Below are 17,701 nucleotides of genomic sequence, written 5' to 3'. Positions count from 1 at the left end.
CCGCTGGCGACCGCCCGGGCCGGAGTCCGGAAAGCGGCAGGGGCGACGCGCGCGGGTAGAATCCGGCCGATGAACTCGGCCCGCCCGCGCGACCCCGAACGCCTGTACGACAGCGCCGCATTGCGCGCGATCGAGGCGGCCGCGGCCGTGCACCTGGGCGGCGACGCCTTCGAGCTGATGCGGCGCGCCGGGCAGGCGGCCTGGCGCGAACTGCTGCGGCGCTGGCCGCAGGCGCAGCGGATCGTGGTGGTCTGCGGGCCCGGCAACAACGGCGGCGACGGCTACGTGCTGGCGCGGCATGCGTTCGATTCCGGACGCGACGTGTGCGTGGTGCGGCTCGAAGCGCACGCGCCGCGAGGAGGACTGGCGCAACGCGCCTGCGAGGCCTACCGCGACAGCGGCGGTCGCATCGAGCGCTACGGCGGCGCGCTTCCGACGGCGGACGTGCTGGTCGATGCGTTGTTCGGCATCGGCCTGTCGCGCGCGCCGGACGCGCTCTGCGGCGCTTTGATCGAAGTGGTCAACGCCGCGCCGGCGCCGGTGCTGGCGCTCGATGTCCCCAGCGGCATCGACGCCGACCGCGGCAGCGCACCGGGCCAGGCGATCCGTGCCGACGCGACGCTGCAGTTCATCGCCGCGCACGCCGGGCTCTACACCGGCGATGCGCTGGACCATGCCGGCGCGCTGTCGCTGGTGGGCCTGGACGTGCCAGGCGGCCTGCTGGCGCAGGTCGAACCCGTCGCCGGCTGCCTGCGTGCGGAGGATCTTCCGGTGCGGTTCCGGCCGCGCCCGCGCAACAGCCACAAGGGCGGCTCCGGCCACGTGCTGTGCATCGGCGGCGACGCGGGCAAGGGGGGCGCGGTGATGCTGGCGGCCGAGGCGGCGCTGCGCTGCGGCGCCGGGCTGGTGAGCGTGGCCACGCGCGCGGCGCACGTCGCGGCGTTGCTGGCGCGGCGGCCCGAGGCGATGGTGCAGGCGGTCGAATCCGTCGCCGCTCTGCCGCCGCTGCTGGAGCGTGCCGACGTGCTGGCGGTCGGCACGGGGCTGGGCGGGGCCGCCTGGGGCGGTGCGCTGCACGAGGCGGCATTGGCCTGCGGCAAGCCGCTGGTGCTCGACGCCGACGCGCTCAACCTGCTGGCGCGCAATGCGCAGTCGCCGCCGGCCGATACGGTGCTGACGCCGCACCCGGGCGAGGCCGCGCGGCTGCTCGGCATTTCCGCCAGCGAAGTGCAGGCCAACCGCTTCGCGGCCGCGCGCCTGCTGTGCGCCTGCTTCGGCTGCGCGGTGGTGCTCAAGGGCGCCGGCAGCGTGGTCGCAGCGCCGGGCGAGCTGCCGCAGGTGATCGCCGCCGGCAACCCCGGCCTGGCGGTCGGCGGCACCGGCGACGTGCTCACCGGCTGTATCGCCGCCCTGCGTGCGCAGGGTTTCTCCGCGTTCGAGGCCGCCGCCACCGGTGCGCTGCTGCATGCCGTTGCCGGCGACCTGGCGGCGCGGGCGGGCGGCGAGCGCGGCCTGCTGCCGTCGGACCTGTTCGAACCGCTGCGGCGGCTGGTCAATCCGTGAGCGATGCCCAGCGCCTGTACCTGGCTGATGAAGCGGCGACGCAGGCACTCGCCCGGGCGCTGGCGACCACGCAGCCCGCGCAGGCCGTCGTCTACCTGCGCGGCGATCTCGGTGCCGGCAAGTCGACCCTGGCACGCGCCTGGCTGCGGGCGCTGGGCGTGGTCGGCACGATCCGCAGCCCCACCTACACCCTGGTCGAGCGCTATCCGTTGGGCGCGGCCGGCGAGGCCCTGCACCTGGATCTCTACCGGATCGGCGATGCCGGCGAACTGGAGTTCCTGGGGCTGGACGAGCAGCCGGCGGCGCTGTGGCTGGTGGAGTGGCCCGAGCGCGGCGTCGGGGCGCTGCCGCGGCCGGATCTGGAGGTGGCGCTGGAGATCTCCGGGCCTGGCCGCAGCGCCCGGCTGCTGGGCCATGGGGCGCGGGGTGCCGCCTGGTTGTCGGCGCCGGCGCTCGGGGATCTGGTACGCGAGTTGCGGCCGCTTCCTGAACCGTAACCGTAGGAAGGGGTGGCAGGCCCCGGATTTCAAAGGAAAAAATACTTGCAAAGAATGCGCCGTGGTGCTTGACTATCCGCCATGCGCGTACGGGGAGCCCGCCTCCAGGAAATCCTGCTCGGTCTGGCACTGCTGGCCGGGTTGCTGTGGAGCGTGGCCGAGGCCTCTGAAATCAAGCACTTGCGCTTGGATACCGGCGCCACCGGCACTCGCGCCGAACTGGCGCTGGCGAAGGAAACCGCGTTCAAGGTCATCACACTCGCCAATCCCGATCGGTTGGTGATCGACCTGCCCGGCGCCGTCCTGGGCAAAGGCGTCCAACTGCCGGCCCCCGCGGGGTTGGTACGCGCCGTGCGCAGCGGCCAACCGGAGCCGGGCGTGATCCGGATCGTCTTCGACCTTGCCGAGCCGGTGGCCGCGCTCGGCCCGAGGTTCGAGCCCGGTGCCGACGGCGTGCGGCTGGTGGTGGAATGGCCGGGCGACAGCGGCGGCGCCGACCCGATCGCACGCGTCATCGCGCAGGTGTCCGACGGCCCGCCGACCGCGGCGGCGCCGCCCCGCACCGACCCCGCCGTGGCCTCGAGCGCCGCCACGACGCGCCTGATCTCCAGTATTGCCGCCGCCACGCCGCCGTCGACGGCGGCACCGTCGTCGACACCGCCGCCGTCGGCCAATCCGGCGCCGCAATCGCCGGGCCCCGCCGCGCCCACGAACGAGCCCCCGCCCCGCCAGGCGCAAGCGGCTCCGGCTCCGGCGCCGCGCCCGCCGCCGTCCGCTGCGGGGATGCGTCCACTGGTCATCGCCATCGATCCCGGCCACGGCGGCCAGGATCCGGGCGCGGTCGGGCCGACCGGCAAGCGCGAGAAGGACATCACCCTGGCGATCGCGCGCGAACTGGGCCGGCAGATCGACGCCACGCCCGGGCTCAAGTCGTACCTGACGCGCGACCGCGACGTGTTCATCCCGCTCAACCGCCGCGCCCAGCTGGCGCGCGAGGCCGGCGCCGACATGTTCATCTCGATCCACGCCGACGCCGCGCACAACCGCAACGCCAAGGGCTCCTCGGTCTACGTGCTGTCGCTGCGCGGCGCGTCCTCGCAGCGCGCGCGCTGGCTGGCCGACAAGGAGAACGCGGCCGACCTGATCGGCGGCGTGCGCCTGCAGGAAGCCGACGACACGCTCGCCTCGGTGCTGCTCGACCTCACCCAGAGCGGGCAGATGAAGGCGTCGGAGGACGCCGGCAAGCACATCCTCGACGGTCTCAAGCGCATCGGCAACAACCACAAGCCGCACATAGAGCGCGCCAACTTCGCGGTGCTTCGCACTTCGGACATGCCGGCGATGCTGGTGGAGACCGCCTTCCTGTCCAACCCGGAAGAGGAAAAGCGGCTGATCGATCCGAAGTTCCAGCGGACGGTGGCGCGGGCGGTGCTCGACGGGGTCAATACCTATTTTTCCGCGCAGCCGCCGCCGGGCACGCTGTATGCCGCACGCGCGGCCGCGGCGAGTGGCGGCGGCGGCGTCGCGGGCGGCGGTAGCCCGTAGCGCGACGCGCGCTTCCACCGGCAGCCGGACGGGGCGGCGCTGTCTCCCGCGTGATAAAGCCTCCCGCGCCGTCATCCCGGCACAGGCTGCGACCTGGTGCCTTTTGGCTCGCGGAGCGAGATGCGGGCTTGGGGCGAGCGGTAATCAGCGGTTCTCGCACATCGCCCTGGCTGCAGGGGCGCGGGCTCTGGATCCCGGCCTGCGCCGGGATGACGGGGAATGCTGGCGGTCTCGGACGCAGGGGATGCTCCGCGATCAGGCACGGCTCGCGGCGCGGGATGACGGGGAATGGCTGGCGGTCGGGACGCATGGAATGCTCCGCGATCAGGCACGGGGCGGCGTGAGATGACGACTTGCGGCCGCGCGACGATTGGGAGTGCACGTATAGGCATCTGCCTTCGGACGGGGCGATCCCTTTTTCCCGCGCGATGAAGCCTCCCGCGCCGTCATCCCGGCGCAGGCCGGGATCCAGTGCCTTTCGGCTCGCGGCGTGAGATGCGGTCTTGCGGCCGCACGGCAATCAGCGGTTTTTGCACAGGACCCTGGCTGCAGGGAAGCGGGTCCTGGATCCCGGCCTGCGCCGGGATGACGGGGAATGGCTGGCAGTCGGGACGCATGGGACGCTCCGCGATCAGACACGGCTCGCGGCGCGAGATGCCGACTCGCGGCCGCGCGGCGATCGGGAGTGCTCGTACAGGCGCCAGCCTTCGGACGGGGCGAACCCCGTTTCCCGCGTGATGAAGCCTCCCGCGCCGTCATCCCGGCGCAGGCCGGGATCCAGTGCTTTTGGGCTCGCGGCGCGAGATGCGGGCTTGGGGCCGCGCGGCAATCAGCGGTTTTCTTACATGGTTCTGGCTGCAGGGGTGCGGGTCCTGGATCCCGGCCTGCGCCGGGATGACGGTGAGTGCGCCCCGACAGTCTGCGACGGTGGATGCGTCGGCATCGGGGCGCGCGCGGGGCGGTACCGTTATCATCACGGTTGACCCGTTCCGCGCCTCCGGGCGATGTCCGTCCTTTGAGCATCCGCCAACTCCCCGACACCCTCGTCAACCAGATCGCCGCCGGCGAGGTGGTCGAGCGCCCGGCCTCCGTGGTCAAGGAACTGGTGGAGAACGCGCTCGACGCCGGCGCCATGCGCGTGGACATCGACCTGGAGGAGGGCGGCGTGCGCCTGGTGCGGATCCGCGACGACGGCGGCGGCATCTCCGCGGACGACCTGCCGCTGGCGGTCTCGCGCCATGCCACCAGCAAGATCGCCTCGCTCGACGACCTGGAGGCGGTGGCCACGCTCGGCTTCCGCGGCGAGGCGCTGCCGTCGATCGCCTCCGTCAGCCGCTTCTCGATCGCCTCGCGCCGTCCCGAAGACGCGCACGGCGCCGTGCTGGCGGTCGACGGCGGCCGCGTCGCCGAGGTGGCGCCGAGACCGCACCCGCCGGGCACCACGGTCGAGGTGCGCGACCTGTTCTACAACGTGCCGGCGCGGCGCAAGTTCCTGCGCGCCGAACGCACCGAGCTCGGCCACATCGAGGAATGGCTGCGCTCGCTGGCGCTGTCGCGCCCGGACGTGGAACTTCGCGTCACGCACAACGGCAAGCCGTCGCGGCGCTACAAGGGCGGCGGCGCGCTGTTCTCCGACGATCGCCTCAACGAGACCCTGGGCGGCGAGTTCGCGAAGCACGCGCTGCGCGTCGAACACGAGGGCGCGGGACTGCGCCTGCACGGCTGGATCGCGCAGCCGGCGTACTCGCGCGCCAGCGCCGACCAGCAGTATCTGTACGTCAACGGCCGCGCCGTGCGCGACCGCAGCGTCGCGCACGCGGTCAGGCAGGCCTATGCCGACGTGCTGTATCACGGCCGCCAGCCGGCGTACGTGCTGTTCCTGCAGCTCGAGCCGGCCCGGGTCGACGTCAACGTGCACCCGGCCAAGCACGAAGTGCGCTTTCGCGATGCACGTTTGGTGCACGATTTCGTCTACCGCACCTTGCATGATGCCCTGGCGGGCACCCGCGCCGGCCTGCAGCCTGCGCCCGCGATGACGGCGGGCGTCGGCGGCGCGGTTGCCATGGCGGCCGGCGCGCCGGCGTCGCAGCAGTGGCAACCCTCCTCGCGCGACCAGTCCGGCCTGGCGCTGCGCATCGATGAGACCCGCGCCGGCTACGCAGCGCTCTACGGCGCACCGTCGCAGGCCGCGCAGCCGGTCTCCACCGCGCCCGGGCCGCTGCCGGGGCACGACGAAGCCGGTATCCCGCCGCTGGGCTACGCGCTGGCGCAGCTGCATGGCGTCTTCATCCTCAGCCAGTGCGCCGACGGCCTGGTGGTGGTCGACATGCACGCCGCGCACGAGCGCATCGGCTACGAGAAGCTGAAGACCGCGCACGACAGCGAGGGCCTGCGCGTGCAGCCGCTGCTGGTGCCGCAGTCGGTGGCGGTGTCCGAGCGCGAGGCGGACGTCGCCGAACGCGAGGCCGCCACGCTGTCCGAACTCGGCTTCGAGGTCTCGCGCGGCGGACCGCAGTCGCTGCTGCTGCGCGGCGTGCCGGCGCTGCTGGCCCATGGCGACACCGAGGCGCTGTTGCGCGACGTGCTGGCGGACCTGCGCGAACACGGCGAGAGCCGCCGCGTGGCCGGCGCGCGCGACGAGCTGCTGTCGACCATGGCCTGCCATGGCGCGGTGCGCGCCAACCGCCGCCTCACGGTGCCCGAGATGAACGCACTGCTGCGGCAGATGGAGGAGACGGAACGTTCCGGACAATGCAATCATGGGCGTCCGACCTGGGCGCGGTTCAGCCTGGCGGAGATCGATCGCTGGTTCATGCGGGGGCGTTGAAATGGGGAAGACGACAAAGGTTGCGTGGACGGTCGCGGCGCTCGCGGCCGGCCTGGCGGGTTGCGGGCAGGACGCGGCGCAGGGCGTGGCCGGAGCGCCGGGCGATACTGGCGCGGCAGCCACCGACGCGGCGCCGGCCGCCGACCCCGCCTTCGTGCGCGAGCTGGAAGCCTGGCGCGAGCGGCGGGAGCAAAGCCTGCTGGCGCCGGACGGCTGGACCGGCCTGGTCGGCCTGCACTGGATCGAGCTCAAGGCGCACTACGTCGGCAGCGACAGCGGCCTGCGCCTGGCCAAGGGGCCGCCGCGGATCGGCCTGCTGCAGCAGGAAGGCGGACGCCTGTACTTCACGCCCGAGCGCGGCGTCGACCTCACGCTCGACGGCGAGCCCTTCACCTCCCGCGCCGAACTGCATGGCGACCGCAGCGAAACGCCGAGCGTGATCGGCTTCGACGACGGCAAGGGCGAAATCAGCGTGATCGAGCGCGGCCACAGGCGCGCGCTGCGCGTACGCCATGCCGACGCCGAGGCGCGGACCGGTTTCGCCGGCCTCGACCATTGGCCCGCCGACCCGGGTTGGCGCATACGGGGACGTTTCGTCGCGCACCCGCCGGGCAAGACCCTCGAGATCGCCAACATCATCGGCATGATCGAACCGATGGCCAACCCCGGCGCGGTTGAGTTCGAGCGCGACGGCCGTACCCATCGCCTGGAGGCGCTGGACGACGGCTCGGGCGGCCTGTTCCTGATCCTCGCCGACCGTACCAACGGCCAGGGCAGCTACGGCGCCGGGCGTTACCTGGATGCGCCGGCCGCCGACGAGGCGGGGAACGTCCTGCTCGATTTCAACCGTGCCTACAACCCGCCGTGCGCGTTCACCGCGCATGCGACCTGCCCGCTGCCGCCGCAGGAGAACCGCCTCGACCTCGCGATCACCGCCGGCGAGAAGGCCTACGCCAAGCCGGCCATTTGATTCCCACGCAAAGCAAGGATGTCTTCATGCGCCTGTTGAACCGCCGTTCGCTCAAGTCGCTGCTGCTGTCGCTCGCCGTTGCCGCCGTCGCAACGGCCGGTTTCGCCCTCGCCGAGAAGCCGCGGGCGGCGACGCCGCCGTCCGCCGGCGCAGGCGCCGCGCCGCCGGTGCCGTTGCTGTGGAAGGTGTCGGGCGAGTCCGGCGCCGTGTACCTGCTCGGCTCGTTCCACCTGCTCAAGCCCGCGGACTATCCGCTGTCGGCGGACGTGGACGCGGCCTTCGACGACGTCGGCAAGCTGGTCTTCGAGATCCCGCCGGACGAGATGAACTCGCCCGTCCTCGGCATGAAGATGGGACAGGCGGCCATGCGCACCGACGGCACCCAGCTCGACAGCGAACTGCCCAAGGAAACCGCCGCCGGCCTCGAGCGCTGGCTGGACGCCAATGCCGCGACCCTGCAGAAGATGCAGCTGACGCCGCAGACCATGCAGATGTTCGAGCCCTGGTTCGTCGCGCTGATGGTCACCATCACCGAGATGACCAACCAAGGCCTGGACCCGGCGCTCGGCCTGGATGCGCACCTGGCCAAGCGCGCGCAGGAAGCTGGCAAGCCCACGTCCGGCCTGGAGACCGGCGAGCAGCAGATCGCCTTCCTCGACGGCATGGATCGCAAGGAGCAGCTGCAGTTCCTGCAGGAGTCGCTCGAATCGACCGGCGACGAGGGCCGCAGGGAGATCGAGAAGCTCCACGCCGCCTGGCGCGACGGCGATGCGCGGGCGCTGTGGGAAGGCATGGCGGCGGAGATGCGCCAGCAGTTCCCGGCGCTCTATCACCGCATCAACGTCGAGCGCAACGATGCCTGGGTGCCGAAGATCGAGGCGATGCTGGGTGAGGCCGCCGGTGGCAATACCCTGGTCGTCGTCGGTGCGCTGCACCTGCTCGGCGAGGACGGCGTGGTCGAGAAGCTGCAGGCGAAGGGATTCGAGGTCGAGCGGATCTGTTCGGCGTGCGCGGCCCGCGCGAAGTAGACTGGCGGGATCGCAGCTGATTTCTCCGAAGCAACCACGGCTCTGCCGGGGAATTGTCGGAGGTTACCTTTCCGGTAGTCGGTTCTGATGCCCTCTCCCTCCGGGGCGAGAGATCGCACGGCTTGCGCGCCAATGGCGCGCAAGCATTACGTCTTCCCAAAAGGAGGAGAATTACCTGCGCCACTGTGCCTCATTTGTGTGATGCCATACACTGCAATGATGCGCAGAGGGGGATAAAAAGATTTGTCGCAATGAAGCGACGAATTGGAGTCCTAGCATGAGGAAGAGTGCATTGGGGGTCTTCGCAGCGTGTTTGCTTGCTTCGGGTATGGCATCGGGCAGTCCGTCCGGGCAGGCAATCCAGTTCAATGAGCCACCACCGTGCGAGAACGGTGGCGCCTTCTGCGTCAGGGTCGATGAGGATGGGAATCTCTGGGTTTGCGGACCGTCTGGTTGCACGCCGCTTACTTCGTCCGAACCGCCAATCGAGCCTTGACTCTCAACTGTGATGAAGCGTTTAGCGCCCGCGAAAAAGCGGGCGCTCTCATTTGGCACACCGGGATTTGGTGCCTTCAGGTGGCGCACGCTTTAATCAGCTTCTAAGGGACATTCCTTATGGGACGGCGCGCATCCCAATTGCGAGGCGACCCATCTCAGGTTCGCCGTTCGCCGGTCACGCGATCGAAGATCAGTCACTGGCGAGTGCGTCGCTTCCCGGTCACCGGTCACCGACCGGCGTTTGGCCGATCATGTCGATGCAATCCACCGGGCAGGCCGGCACGCACAGCTCGCAGCCGGTGCACAGCGGCTCGATGACGGTATGCATGCGCTTGGCGCCGCCGATGATGGCGTCGACCGGGCAGGCCTGGATGCACTTGGTGCAGCCGATGCAGTCGGCTTCGACGATCAGGGCGACCTCGGGCGGACGGTGGGTGCCGCGCGTGCGGTCGTAGGGCAGGGCATCGCGCCCGAGCAGCCGCGCCAGCGCCCGCGCGCCGGCGTCGCCGCCGGGCGGGCAGCGGTCGACGTCGGCCTCGCCGGCCGCCAGCGCCTCGGCGTAGGGGCGGCAGCCGTCGAAACCGCACTGCCGGCACTGCGTCTGCGGCAGCAGGCGGTCGATGCGTTCGACGAGGGCGGATTCGGTGGTCACATCAATGCCATCGGACGTAGAGCGGAGCTTGCTCGGCTGCTCCCGGCTCCGGGGCCCGCGTAGCGGAGCAAGCTCCGCTCTACGGGTTTGTTCGCGGCACGGCCGGGACCTTGAGACGCGGTCGGAGCTGCGCCGTCACCGCACCGGCATGCCCGGCTCGGCGCCGGCGTCCGCGTCCAGCAGCGCCAGCGTACCGCCGTCGAAGCCGGCCGACAGGATCATGCCCTCGCTGAGGCCGAAGCGCATCTTGCGCGGCGCCAGGTTGGCGATGAAGACCACGTTGCGCCCGACCAGCTTCTCCGGCTCGCCGTAGCTGGCGCGGATGCCGGAAAAGATCTGGCGGCGGCCGAGCTCGCCGGCGTCCAGTTCGAAGCGCAGCAGCTTGTCGGAGCCTTCGACGAACTCGCAGGCGATCACCCGGCCGATGCGCAGGTCGAGTTTCGCGAAATCGTCGATGCCGACGGTCGCGGCGGCGGCGGTGCCGGCGGTGCTCTTTGCCGCGGCATCCGTCGCGGTCGCTTTCGTCTCCGCCGGGGCTTGCGCGGCGGGCTTGAGGTCTTCCTTGCTGGCTTCGGTCATGGCGGCGATCTGCTTCGGGTCGATTCGGGTGAACAGCGGCGCGTAGGGTTCGATCGCGTGATCGAGCAGCGGCGCGTCGAGGTCCTGCCAGCGTTCGAGCGACGCGGCGAGGAACGCCTCGGTCTGCGCGGTCACCGCCGGCAGCACCGGCCGCAGCGCCGCCGCCAGCACCCGGAACAGGTTCAGCCCCTGGGTACAGACCGCCTGCAGCTCGGCATCGGCGCCCGCCTGCTTGGCGATCACCCAGGGCTTCTTCTCGTCGATGTAGCGGTTGGCCTCGTCGGCCAGCGCCATGGTCATGCGCAGCACCGCCGCCGGCTCGTTGCGCTCGTAGGCCTCGCGGATCGGCGCCAGGCCGGCGACGAAGCGCGCGTACATGCCCGGCTCCGGCAACGCCGCGGCCAAGCGGCCTTCGAAGCGCTTGCCGATGAAGCCGGCGCAGCGGCTGGCCAGGTTGACGAACTTGCCGACCAGGTCGGCGTTCACGCGGGCGACGAAATCCGAAAGGTTGAGGTCGAGGTCGTCCACCCCGCCCGAGGACTTGGCCGCGTAGTAGTAGCGCAGCGCCTCGGGATGCAGCCCGCAGTCGAGATAGGTGCGGGCCATGACGAAGGTGCCGCGCGACTTCGACATCTTGGCGCCGTCGACGGTCAGGTAGCCGTTGACGTGCAGCCGTGTCGGCGCGCGGAAGCCGGCCCCGTGCAGCACCGCCGGCCAGAACAGGCCGTGGAAGTTGACGATGTCCTTGCCGATGAAATGGTGCAGCTCGGCGCCGCTGTCTGGCGCCAGGAAATCGAAGAAGTTCAGGCCCTCGCGCTCGCACAGCGCCTGGAAGCTGCTGAGATAGCCGATCGGCGCGTCCAGCCAGACGTACAGGAACTTGCCCGGATGGCCCGGGATCTCGAAGCCGAAGTAGGGGGCGTCGCGGGAGATGTCCCACGCGCGCAGGCCGCCTTCGCCGTCCAGCCACTCCTGCAGCTTGGCCTTCACGCCGGGCACGGCCACGTCGCCGCGCAGCCATTCGCGCAGGAAACCCTCGAACTGCCCGACCTCGAAGAAGAAGTGCTCGGACTCGCGCAGTTCAGGCGCCGCGCCCGACAGCACCGAGCGCGGCTCCTTCAGGTCGGTCGGCGCATAGGTGGCACCGCAGTTCTCGCAGTTGTCGCCGTACTGGTCGGGCGTGCCGCAGTTCGGGCACGTGCCCTTGATGTAGCGGTCGGGCAGGAACATGCCCTTGGCCGGATCGTAGAACTGCGCCACCGAGCGCCGGCTGATGTGGCCGTTGTTGTCGAGCTTGCTGTAGATCGCCTCGGTCAATGCACGGTTGCCCGGCGAGTGGGTCGAATCGTAGTGGTCGAAGGCGACGCCGAAATCGGCGAAGTCGCGCTCGTGCCCGGCCTGGACCGTGGCGATGAAGGCTTCGGGCGTGGTGCCGGCCTTTTCCGCGGCCAGCATGATCGGCGTGCCGTGGGTGTCGTCGGCGCAGACGAAATAGGCGGTGTCGCCGGCCATGCGCCGTGCGCGCACCCAGATGTCGGCCTGGATGTAGCCCACCAGGTGGCCCAGGTGCAGCGGGCCGTTGGCGTAGGGCAGGGCGGTGGTGACGATCGCGGTGCGGGGCATGGCGGACGATGCGGAAACGGCCGGCGATTATCGCATGCCTGCCGCGGCCGCCCGCCGCGTCCGCGGCGCGGTTCCCGCCCCGGCCCGCATGAACGCAAACGGCCCGGCAGTGCCGGGCCGTTCGAGGCCTTCAGGGCACTTGGCCCGTCACTCCCGTTGCCACACCTGCTCGCGGCAGATGAAGGCGACGCAGCCGGACACGCCGAGCCGGTTGTCGTCGATCAGCTTGGCCTTGGACTTGTAGGTCTTGCCCTTGGCAGGGTCGAGGATGGTGCCGCCGGACCAGGCGTCGCCGTCGGGCTTCAGCCCCCAGAGAATGGTCATGCCGGTGATCGGCTTGTCCTTGCGCTCGCCGCTGCACTTGTCGCAGGTCGGGTTCGGGCCGCGGTCGGACTGCAGGATCTCGACCACCTTGCCCGACAGGGTGCCGTCGGCGGCCTGGGTGATCTCGACGATCGACTTGGCATTGCCGGTCTCGTCGTCGATGGTCTTCCAGCGGCCTTCCGGACCGACGGCGTGAGCGGAAAGCGACAGTGCCATCAGCGGGGCGGCCAGACAGGCGGCGAGTAGCACGATGCGCATGTTCATCTCCTTAAAGGACGCAGAGCAGGCCCGGTAACGGGTGCGACAGTCTTATACCGCAATCGGATACGCATCGAAACGGCGAGGCGGACCAACGGAGCCGTGCCTGAAACCTCACAGACCCGCACGGTAGGGCCTGTCAGAGGCCGCCACCACCGCAACCACTCTGAAGATAGTTCTCGATGATCCGCAACTGGTCGGCCATGATCGCACGGGTCCACGCCGGCCCATGAGCGTAATCGGCGATTGGGTGGTACTCCACTTGCTGTTCGGAACTGCCGGCCTTGTTCACGAACCACTCGGACTGTTCGATCGGAACTGTCCGGTCTCGATCGCCATGGTAGACCATCAGCGGAATCTGCATGCGGCTGGCATGGTCGAGCGGGTTCAGTCCATCCACGGTCGGCGCCTGGGCTTGGCGGAAGAACGGGTTGGTGTAGAAGCGAGCCCATATCCGCTTGATGTCCGATACGCCGGCGCCGGCGATGGCGCATTTGTACGGACTATCCGGGCGGACCGCCGCCGCAAAAGCCGAGTACCCCCCGTAGGAATAGCCGAACAGGGCGATGTGGTCAGGCTGGGCAATCCCTTGCTCGATCATCCAGGCGGCCCCATCGTCCTTGTCATCCTGCATCTTCTGGCCCCATTCGGCATCCCCGGCCATCCACAGTTTTCGGCCCCAGCCGCTCGATCCCCGGAACTGCGGACGCAGCACAGCCATGCAGCGCGAAGTCAACAGTGGTACCCACATCGAGCCGTCGAAGCCGATGTTGTCGCGGGCCCAGGGCCCTCCGTGCGGATGCACCACAGCCTTCCATGGGCCTGCGCCGCACATCGCAGTGTTCGGGGTGGTCAGGAAGGCTGGAATATCCAGCCCATCGCGGGCTTTGTAGTAGACCAGCCGGGTATCGCCGAGCGCACGACTATCGAGTTGTGGATACGCATTGGCCAACAGTGCGAGTTCGCCGTTGCGCAGCATGTAGTACTCCGGCGGACGTCCAGGGCCGGACACCGAGACGAGGATGGTTCCCATGTCGCTGCTGCGGCTGATGATGCGATAGCTGACTTCGTTGTCATAAGCGATGTTGGCGCTTTGGCCGGTCGCGATGTCGACCACACGCAGTGGGGATTGTTCGATCTGCAGTGCCTGACGCAACCCTGTGTCGAGTGCCTGCATGTAGGGCGATGTCCAGACGATGTCGTCGCCGCGAGGGCCGGCATAGGACAGGCCCATGATCTCGCCAAAGGCGAGGTTTTCATTGCCGCGCTGACGATTGATCAAGACATCATTGGCGTCGAACATCAGGTTTTCGAACAGCACTTCCTTCTGCTGCCTGGCATTGATGTCGTACTCATACACCACTGCCTTGTCCCGGCCGGTGTTTCTGAGAACGAACGCGATGTCCGACTTCTCGGTGAAGCCGATCACCTGGTTGATATCGCGATCCTTGACGTATGAACGGAAGTGCACTTCCCATTTGTCAGTGTCGACATTGCGGAACTCAGTGGCGATGTAAGCACCGGTGCCGTCGATGTCCATGCGCAGCCGTGCGCGCAGTTCGCCATTGAGGTCGGTAATGTAGCCGGCGACACGCTCGTCGGTTCTCTGGATGCGACGCGAGGTGAAATTGCGGACGTTGACCTTGTAGACATCTCCGGAATTGCCGCCGGAACCACTGATGACCAGGATGTGGTCCGGATCGTTGGGCAGCGTGTCCAGTACCGTGGCATTGGACAGGGCCTGCTCCAGTTCCTGTGCCCGGCTGGAGGCGCGCGGTTGGATCAGCGGCTCCTTCCATTGCTTGCCTTCGATGTCGGTGATGAAGAACTTGCTGACGAATGTCTTGGTGACCCGGTCAGTGCGCGCGTCATAGGGCTGCCATAGCGATACCGCTAGCAGACCGTCTTTGATGAACGACACCGAGTTGAATTTCATCCGGTCACTGCCGATGACCGTTGGCGGCTGATCGAGCGCGTCGGTGCGCCATACGACGATCACGCGATCTTCGTTGTCGGCCCGCAAGCCGGCGATGTGGGAGCCGTCTGGCGAGACCGACAGGCTGGACAGAGCCGGAAATGCGGCCAACTGTTCGATCGTCGGCGCGACCGGAATGTCGGGCGTGGCAGCGGGCTTCTGTGCGCCCAGTGACGGAGACAGAGCGGCCGTCAGGACAAGTGCAAGGATGCGTTTCATTGGCTCATCCGGGTAGATGATGAAAAAGCCGCCGCCCAGAGGGCGGCGGCTTTTTTGGTCTGGATCAGAACGACTTGGTGACGTTCACGAAGTAATTGCGGCCGAAGTAGTCGTAACCGCTGTACAACAGGGCGTTGCCGACGGTGTTGTACACGCCTTGAGAGATCTTCGGTGGCTCCTTGTCGAACAAGTTGCGCACCCCGGCGGTTATCGACCACTTGTCTCCGGTGTACTGCACCGACGTGCTGGAGAGGAAGTAGTTGGGGGTGTAGATCTTGTACATCGACGTCGCCGGATCGAAGTCCAGGGTTGGGTAGTTCTCCTGGTAGTAGGCATAGCTGTCCATGCCGTCCACCCACTCCAGGCCGTAACGCGCACGCCAGTTCCGGACCTTATAGGACAGATCCAGCAAGCCGGTCATTTCAGGCCGCTGCAGCATTCCGTTGTAGTCCACCAGCGGATCTTCCGGGAAGGTCTTGCTGGACTGCTCTAGGAACTTGGTGAGCTGGACCGTGGCCCGGAATTCGCCAGGCCCGATGTCGCGTACGTAGCGGCTAGTGAACTCGAGGCCGCGCACCTTGTCAGTGGAGAGATTGACGTAGCCGTCCAGCACAGTCAGTGCATTGTTGGCTGGGTCGCGTGAGACCATGCGGCAGAAGCCGGTGTCGTTGGCGAAGTCCACACCGTTGTAGCACTGGCTGAGGATGTAGCTGGTGCCGGCGCGGGCTACACCATTCTCGACCTCGATGTCGAAGTAATCCACCGCGATGGACAAGTCGCCGAAAGCGGTCGGGAACTCCGGTTGCAGAACCACACCGACGGTGAGCGCATCGGAGGTTTCGGCCACGAGGCCCGTTTCGGCGCCACCCTGGGTGATCACCCTGACCGACTGGGTAGCCTGATGGTCGGGAGCCAGCCCCTCGGACGCGCAATTGATGTAACGCGGCGAGTTCGGGTCGCGTTGCCCATAGTCGTTGCATGGGTCATTGCTGGAGGCCAGGAAGCCGCTGGTACCGCCCAGGAACTGTTCGAACAGCGCAGGAGCGCGGTACGAGGTGCCATAGGACGCGCGCAGAGACACCCAATTCACGGGGGTCCAGAGACCGCCGATCTTCCAGGTCGTGTCCGAACCGTAGGATTGGTAGTCGGTGTAGCGGGCGGAGGCATTGAGGGTCAGCTCCTCAGCGCCACGAATACCCGACAGCAGAGGCAACTCGACTTCGCCGTAGGCTTCCCACACCGAGTCCTTGCCGCGGGTCGGGGCCGAACTGGTCAGGTTGTACAGGTTGCTGTTGATCGAATGGATGCTTGGGGTGTCGTCGATCTCGGCCCGGCGGTACTCGACACCGAAAGCGCCGGAAACAGTTCCGTGCGGGAGATCGAACAGCGGACCGTTGACGTTGAAGTTGACGGTGTCTTCCTCGTACAGCGTGTTGCCGGTGACGGGCACGAGCACGAAGTCTTTCCACTGCTGGGGCAGGATGCCGCCGATGGTCTGGCTGCTCAGCATCGGTGCCGCGACGCAACCGTTGGACTGGTCCACGCAACGGAAACCGCCCGCGCCGTCCGACACCACATTCATGCTCTGTGCGATGCGGTCGGTCAGGAATGACTCCATGGTGTAGTCGGCATCGGAGCGCGACTTGCTGAGCATGAAGTCATAGTTCCACTCCGGGCTCAGAGCGCCGCGCACACCGGCGGTGGCACGCCAGAAATCGACAGATTGTTCGTTGTGGGTGTTGCCGAATCCGATGAAAGCGCGTGCAGCAACGAACTCGTCGTTCGATGTTTCAGTCGGAAACATGAAGGCCGGTAGCCACGACAGGTCGCCCAGCAACGGGCTGTTCACGGCGTAGTCCAACGACAGCTGACGATAGCTCGTTTGCGAAGACTCGCGGCGGTTGCCCAGCGCCTCGTAGTAGATCTCGGCGTTGCCCATCGCACCGATGTCCACGCCACCCTGGAAGAACACGGTGTGAGTGGTGGCCGGGGAAATCAGCGATTCGTTCAACATCGCCGGATCGAAGGAATCGCGGCTGTCGAGGCTCACGCCCTCAAAGCCCGCAAAACCAGTCGTGACTGCCGAGTTCGGGCGCCAGCGGTTGAATGCGCTACCCGATGTACCAGGACCGGGGGTGCCCTCCATGGCGGCGGTGCCCAGAGTGTTGATGGTCACGCCACCCGCATCGAGATGCCAGCACTTCGGCTTGCCGGTCATCGGGTCGAGATAGTCGCCGCTGCCCCAGTAGTCGCCAACCTCGATATCGCGCCACAAGGTCGTCGGGCAGCCACCGGCCCAGTCGCGATCGCCGATGGTCAGGTTGTTGCGGTTGTAGTACTCATAGGAACCTGAGAAGTGCGAGCGCTCGCCGGTCTTGCCGAAGACGATCGAATAGCTTCGCGAGTCCCCGCCGCCGCCATCGGTGGCGTTGTGGTAGGCCTCGAACTCCACGCCGTCGATGTTCTTGCGGGTGATCAGGTTGACCACGCCGGCCACGGCATCCGAACCATAGATCGAGGAGGCGCCGTCCTTGAGGATTTCGACCCGATCGACCATGGCGCTCGGCAGCACGTTCAGGTCCGTCGAACCGACCGAACCGCGGGAGCCGGCCGGGGCGACGCGGCGACCATTCAGAAGGATCAGAGTGCGAGTTGCGCCGAGGCCGCGCAACGACAGCGTGTTGGCGCCCGGGCCGCCGTTGGTGACATAACCACCGTACGCGTTGTTGATCTGGGAACTGCCCGCGGTGACGGTATTGCTCTGGAGTGCAGAGGTGGTGGAGTCGAAGCCCGCCATGGTCGTCTCTTCGCGGGTGATCACCTGCACCGGCGACACGGAATTGAATACGTCGCGGGCGATGCGCGAGCCGGTCACCGTGATCGCCTGGAGCTCCGTGGGCGCAGAGGAGGAGGATGTCTGCTGTTCGGCCTGTTCGGCCTGTGCAGCATCATCGTCGGTCTCCTGCGCGACCGCGGGTGCGGCTGCAGCGATTGCCAGTGCTGAAGCCAGCGCGAAACTCAGCGGATTCCGGCTGAGCGGCTTAAAATTCTTCATTGCTTACTTCTCCCCAATGTGAACGATCGTCGGATGACCGTGACGGTGGAAACTGCCACCGATGGTGGTCCCCCCTTCTCACCTTGCA

11 protein-coding genes are annotated in these 17,701 nt (G+C 68.0%); 6 read left to right on the top strand and 5 right to left on the bottom strand.

The genetic code is table 11. The features are described from left to right. Window positions 1–69 precede the first annotated feature (69 nt). From U3649_RS15420 to U3649_RS15395, 6 genes are all read left to right on the top strand, one after another. On the top strand, window positions 70–1,563 hold the full coding sequence (locus U3649_RS15420; protein ID WP_407352189.1) for an NAD(P)H-hydrate dehydratase: 1,494 nt from the start codon (window positions 70–72) through the stop codon (window positions 1,561–1,563). Continuing rightward, window positions 1,560–2,060, top strand: a complete 501-nt coding sequence (tsaE, locus tag U3649_RS15415; RefSeq protein WP_407352188.1) for a tRNA (adenosine(37)-N6)-threonylcarbamoyltransferase complex ATPase subunit type 1 TsaE — start codon at window positions 1,560–1,562, stop codon at window positions 2,058–2,060. The genes U3649_RS15420 and tsaE overlap by 4 nt, the downstream gene beginning before the upstream one ends. Before the next feature lie 81 nt (window positions 2,061–2,141). Next, window positions 2,142–3,605 (top strand): N-acetylmuramoyl-L-alanine amidase, encoded by a 1,464-nt coding sequence (locus U3649_RS15410; protein ID WP_407352187.1) that lies wholly within the window; start codon window positions 2,142–2,144, stop codon window positions 3,603–3,605. Between the two features lie 1,015 nt (window positions 3,606–4,620). Further along, on the top strand, window positions 4,621–6,432 hold the full coding sequence (gene mutL / locus U3649_RS15405) for a DNA mismatch repair endonuclease MutL (RefSeq protein ID WP_407352186.1): 1,812 nt from the start codon (window positions 4,621–4,623) through the stop codon (window positions 6,430–6,432). Between the two features lies 1 nt (window position 6,433). Then, complete coding sequence (locus tag U3649_RS15400) at window positions 6,434–7,402, top strand: DUF1684 domain-containing protein (RefSeq protein ID WP_407352185.1); 969 nt, start codon at window positions 6,434–6,436, stop codon at window positions 7,400–7,402. 32 nt (window positions 7,403–7,434) lie between these two features. Beyond that, a complete protein-coding gene (locus U3649_RS15395; RefSeq protein WP_407354635.1) occupies window positions 7,435–8,430 on the top strand; it encodes a TraB/GumN family protein in 996 nt (331 codons plus the stop codon). 718 nt (window positions 8,431–9,148) lie between these two features. On the opposite strand, the gene rnfB is transcribed toward U3649_RS15395, so the two are convergent. From rnfB to U3649_RS15370, 5 genes are all read right to left on the bottom strand, one after another. Further along, window positions 9,149–9,580, bottom strand: coding sequence for an Rnf electron transport complex subunit RnfB (gene rnfB, locus U3649_RS15390; RefSeq protein WP_407352184.1), 432 nt, complete (start codon window positions 9,578–9,580; stop codon window positions 9,149–9,151). A 135-nt stretch (window positions 9,581–9,715) separates the two neighbouring features. Beyond that, window positions 9,716–11,782 (bottom strand): methionine--tRNA ligase, encoded by a 2,067-nt coding sequence (gene metG, locus U3649_RS15385; protein WP_407352183.1) that lies wholly within the window; start codon window positions 11,780–11,782, stop codon window positions 9,716–9,718. 147 nt (window positions 11,783–11,929) lie between these two features. Beyond that, complete coding sequence (locus tag U3649_RS15380; protein ID WP_407352182.1) at window positions 11,930–12,364, bottom strand: DUF2147 domain-containing protein; 435 nt, start codon at window positions 12,362–12,364, stop codon at window positions 11,930–11,932. Between the two features lie 139 nt (window positions 12,365–12,503). Then, entirely contained in the window at window positions 12,504–14,558 is a 2,055-nt protein-coding gene (locus tag U3649_RS15375) for an alpha/beta hydrolase family protein (protein WP_407352181.1), read from the bottom strand. A 64-nt stretch (window positions 14,559–14,622) separates the two neighbouring features. Next, complete coding sequence (locus U3649_RS15370; RefSeq protein WP_407352180.1) at window positions 14,623–17,613, bottom strand: TonB-dependent receptor domain-containing protein; 2,991 nt, start codon at window positions 17,611–17,613, stop codon at window positions 14,623–14,625. Window positions 17,614–17,701: the final 88 nt, after the last annotated feature.

The organism is Luteimonas sp. R10 (genome assembly GCF_045689605.1).
Lineage (GTDB): Bacteria > Pseudomonadota > Gammaproteobacteria > Xanthomonadales > Xanthomonadaceae > Luteimonas.
Note: the sequence above shows the minus strand (reverse complement) of the source record. Positions and strands in the feature narration are given on the sequence as shown.

What these genes read in the sequence shown, in the direction of transcription:
- U3649_RS15420 (WP_407352189.1), top strand. Translation starts at nt 70, where the DNA reads ATGAACTCGGCCCGCCCGCGCGACCCCGAACGCCTGTACGACAGCGCC.
- U3649_RS15410 (WP_407352187.1), top strand. Translation starts at nt 2,142, where the DNA reads ATGCGCGTACGGGGAGCCCGCCTCCAGGAAATCCTGCTCGGTCTGGCA.
- U3649_RS15400 (WP_407352185.1), top strand. Translation starts at nt 6,434, where the DNA reads ATGGGGAAGACGACAAAGGTTGCGTGGACGGTCGCGGCGCTCGCGGCC.
- metG (WP_407352183.1), bottom strand. Translation starts at nt 11,782, where the DNA reads ATGCCCCGCACCGCGATCGTCACCACCGCCCTGCCCTACGCCAACGGC.
- U3649_RS15380 (WP_407352182.1), bottom strand. Translation starts at nt 12,364, where the DNA reads ATGCGCATCGTGCTACTCGCCGCCTGTCTGGCCGCCCCGCTGATGGCA.
- U3649_RS15375 (WP_407352181.1), bottom strand. Translation starts at nt 14,558, where the DNA reads ATGAAACGCATCCTTGCACTTGTCCTGACGGCCGCTCTGTCTCCGTCA.
- U3649_RS15370 (WP_407352180.1), bottom strand. Translation starts at nt 17,613, where the DNA reads ATGAAGAATTTTAAGCCGCTCAGCCGGAATCCGCTGAGTTTCGCGCTG.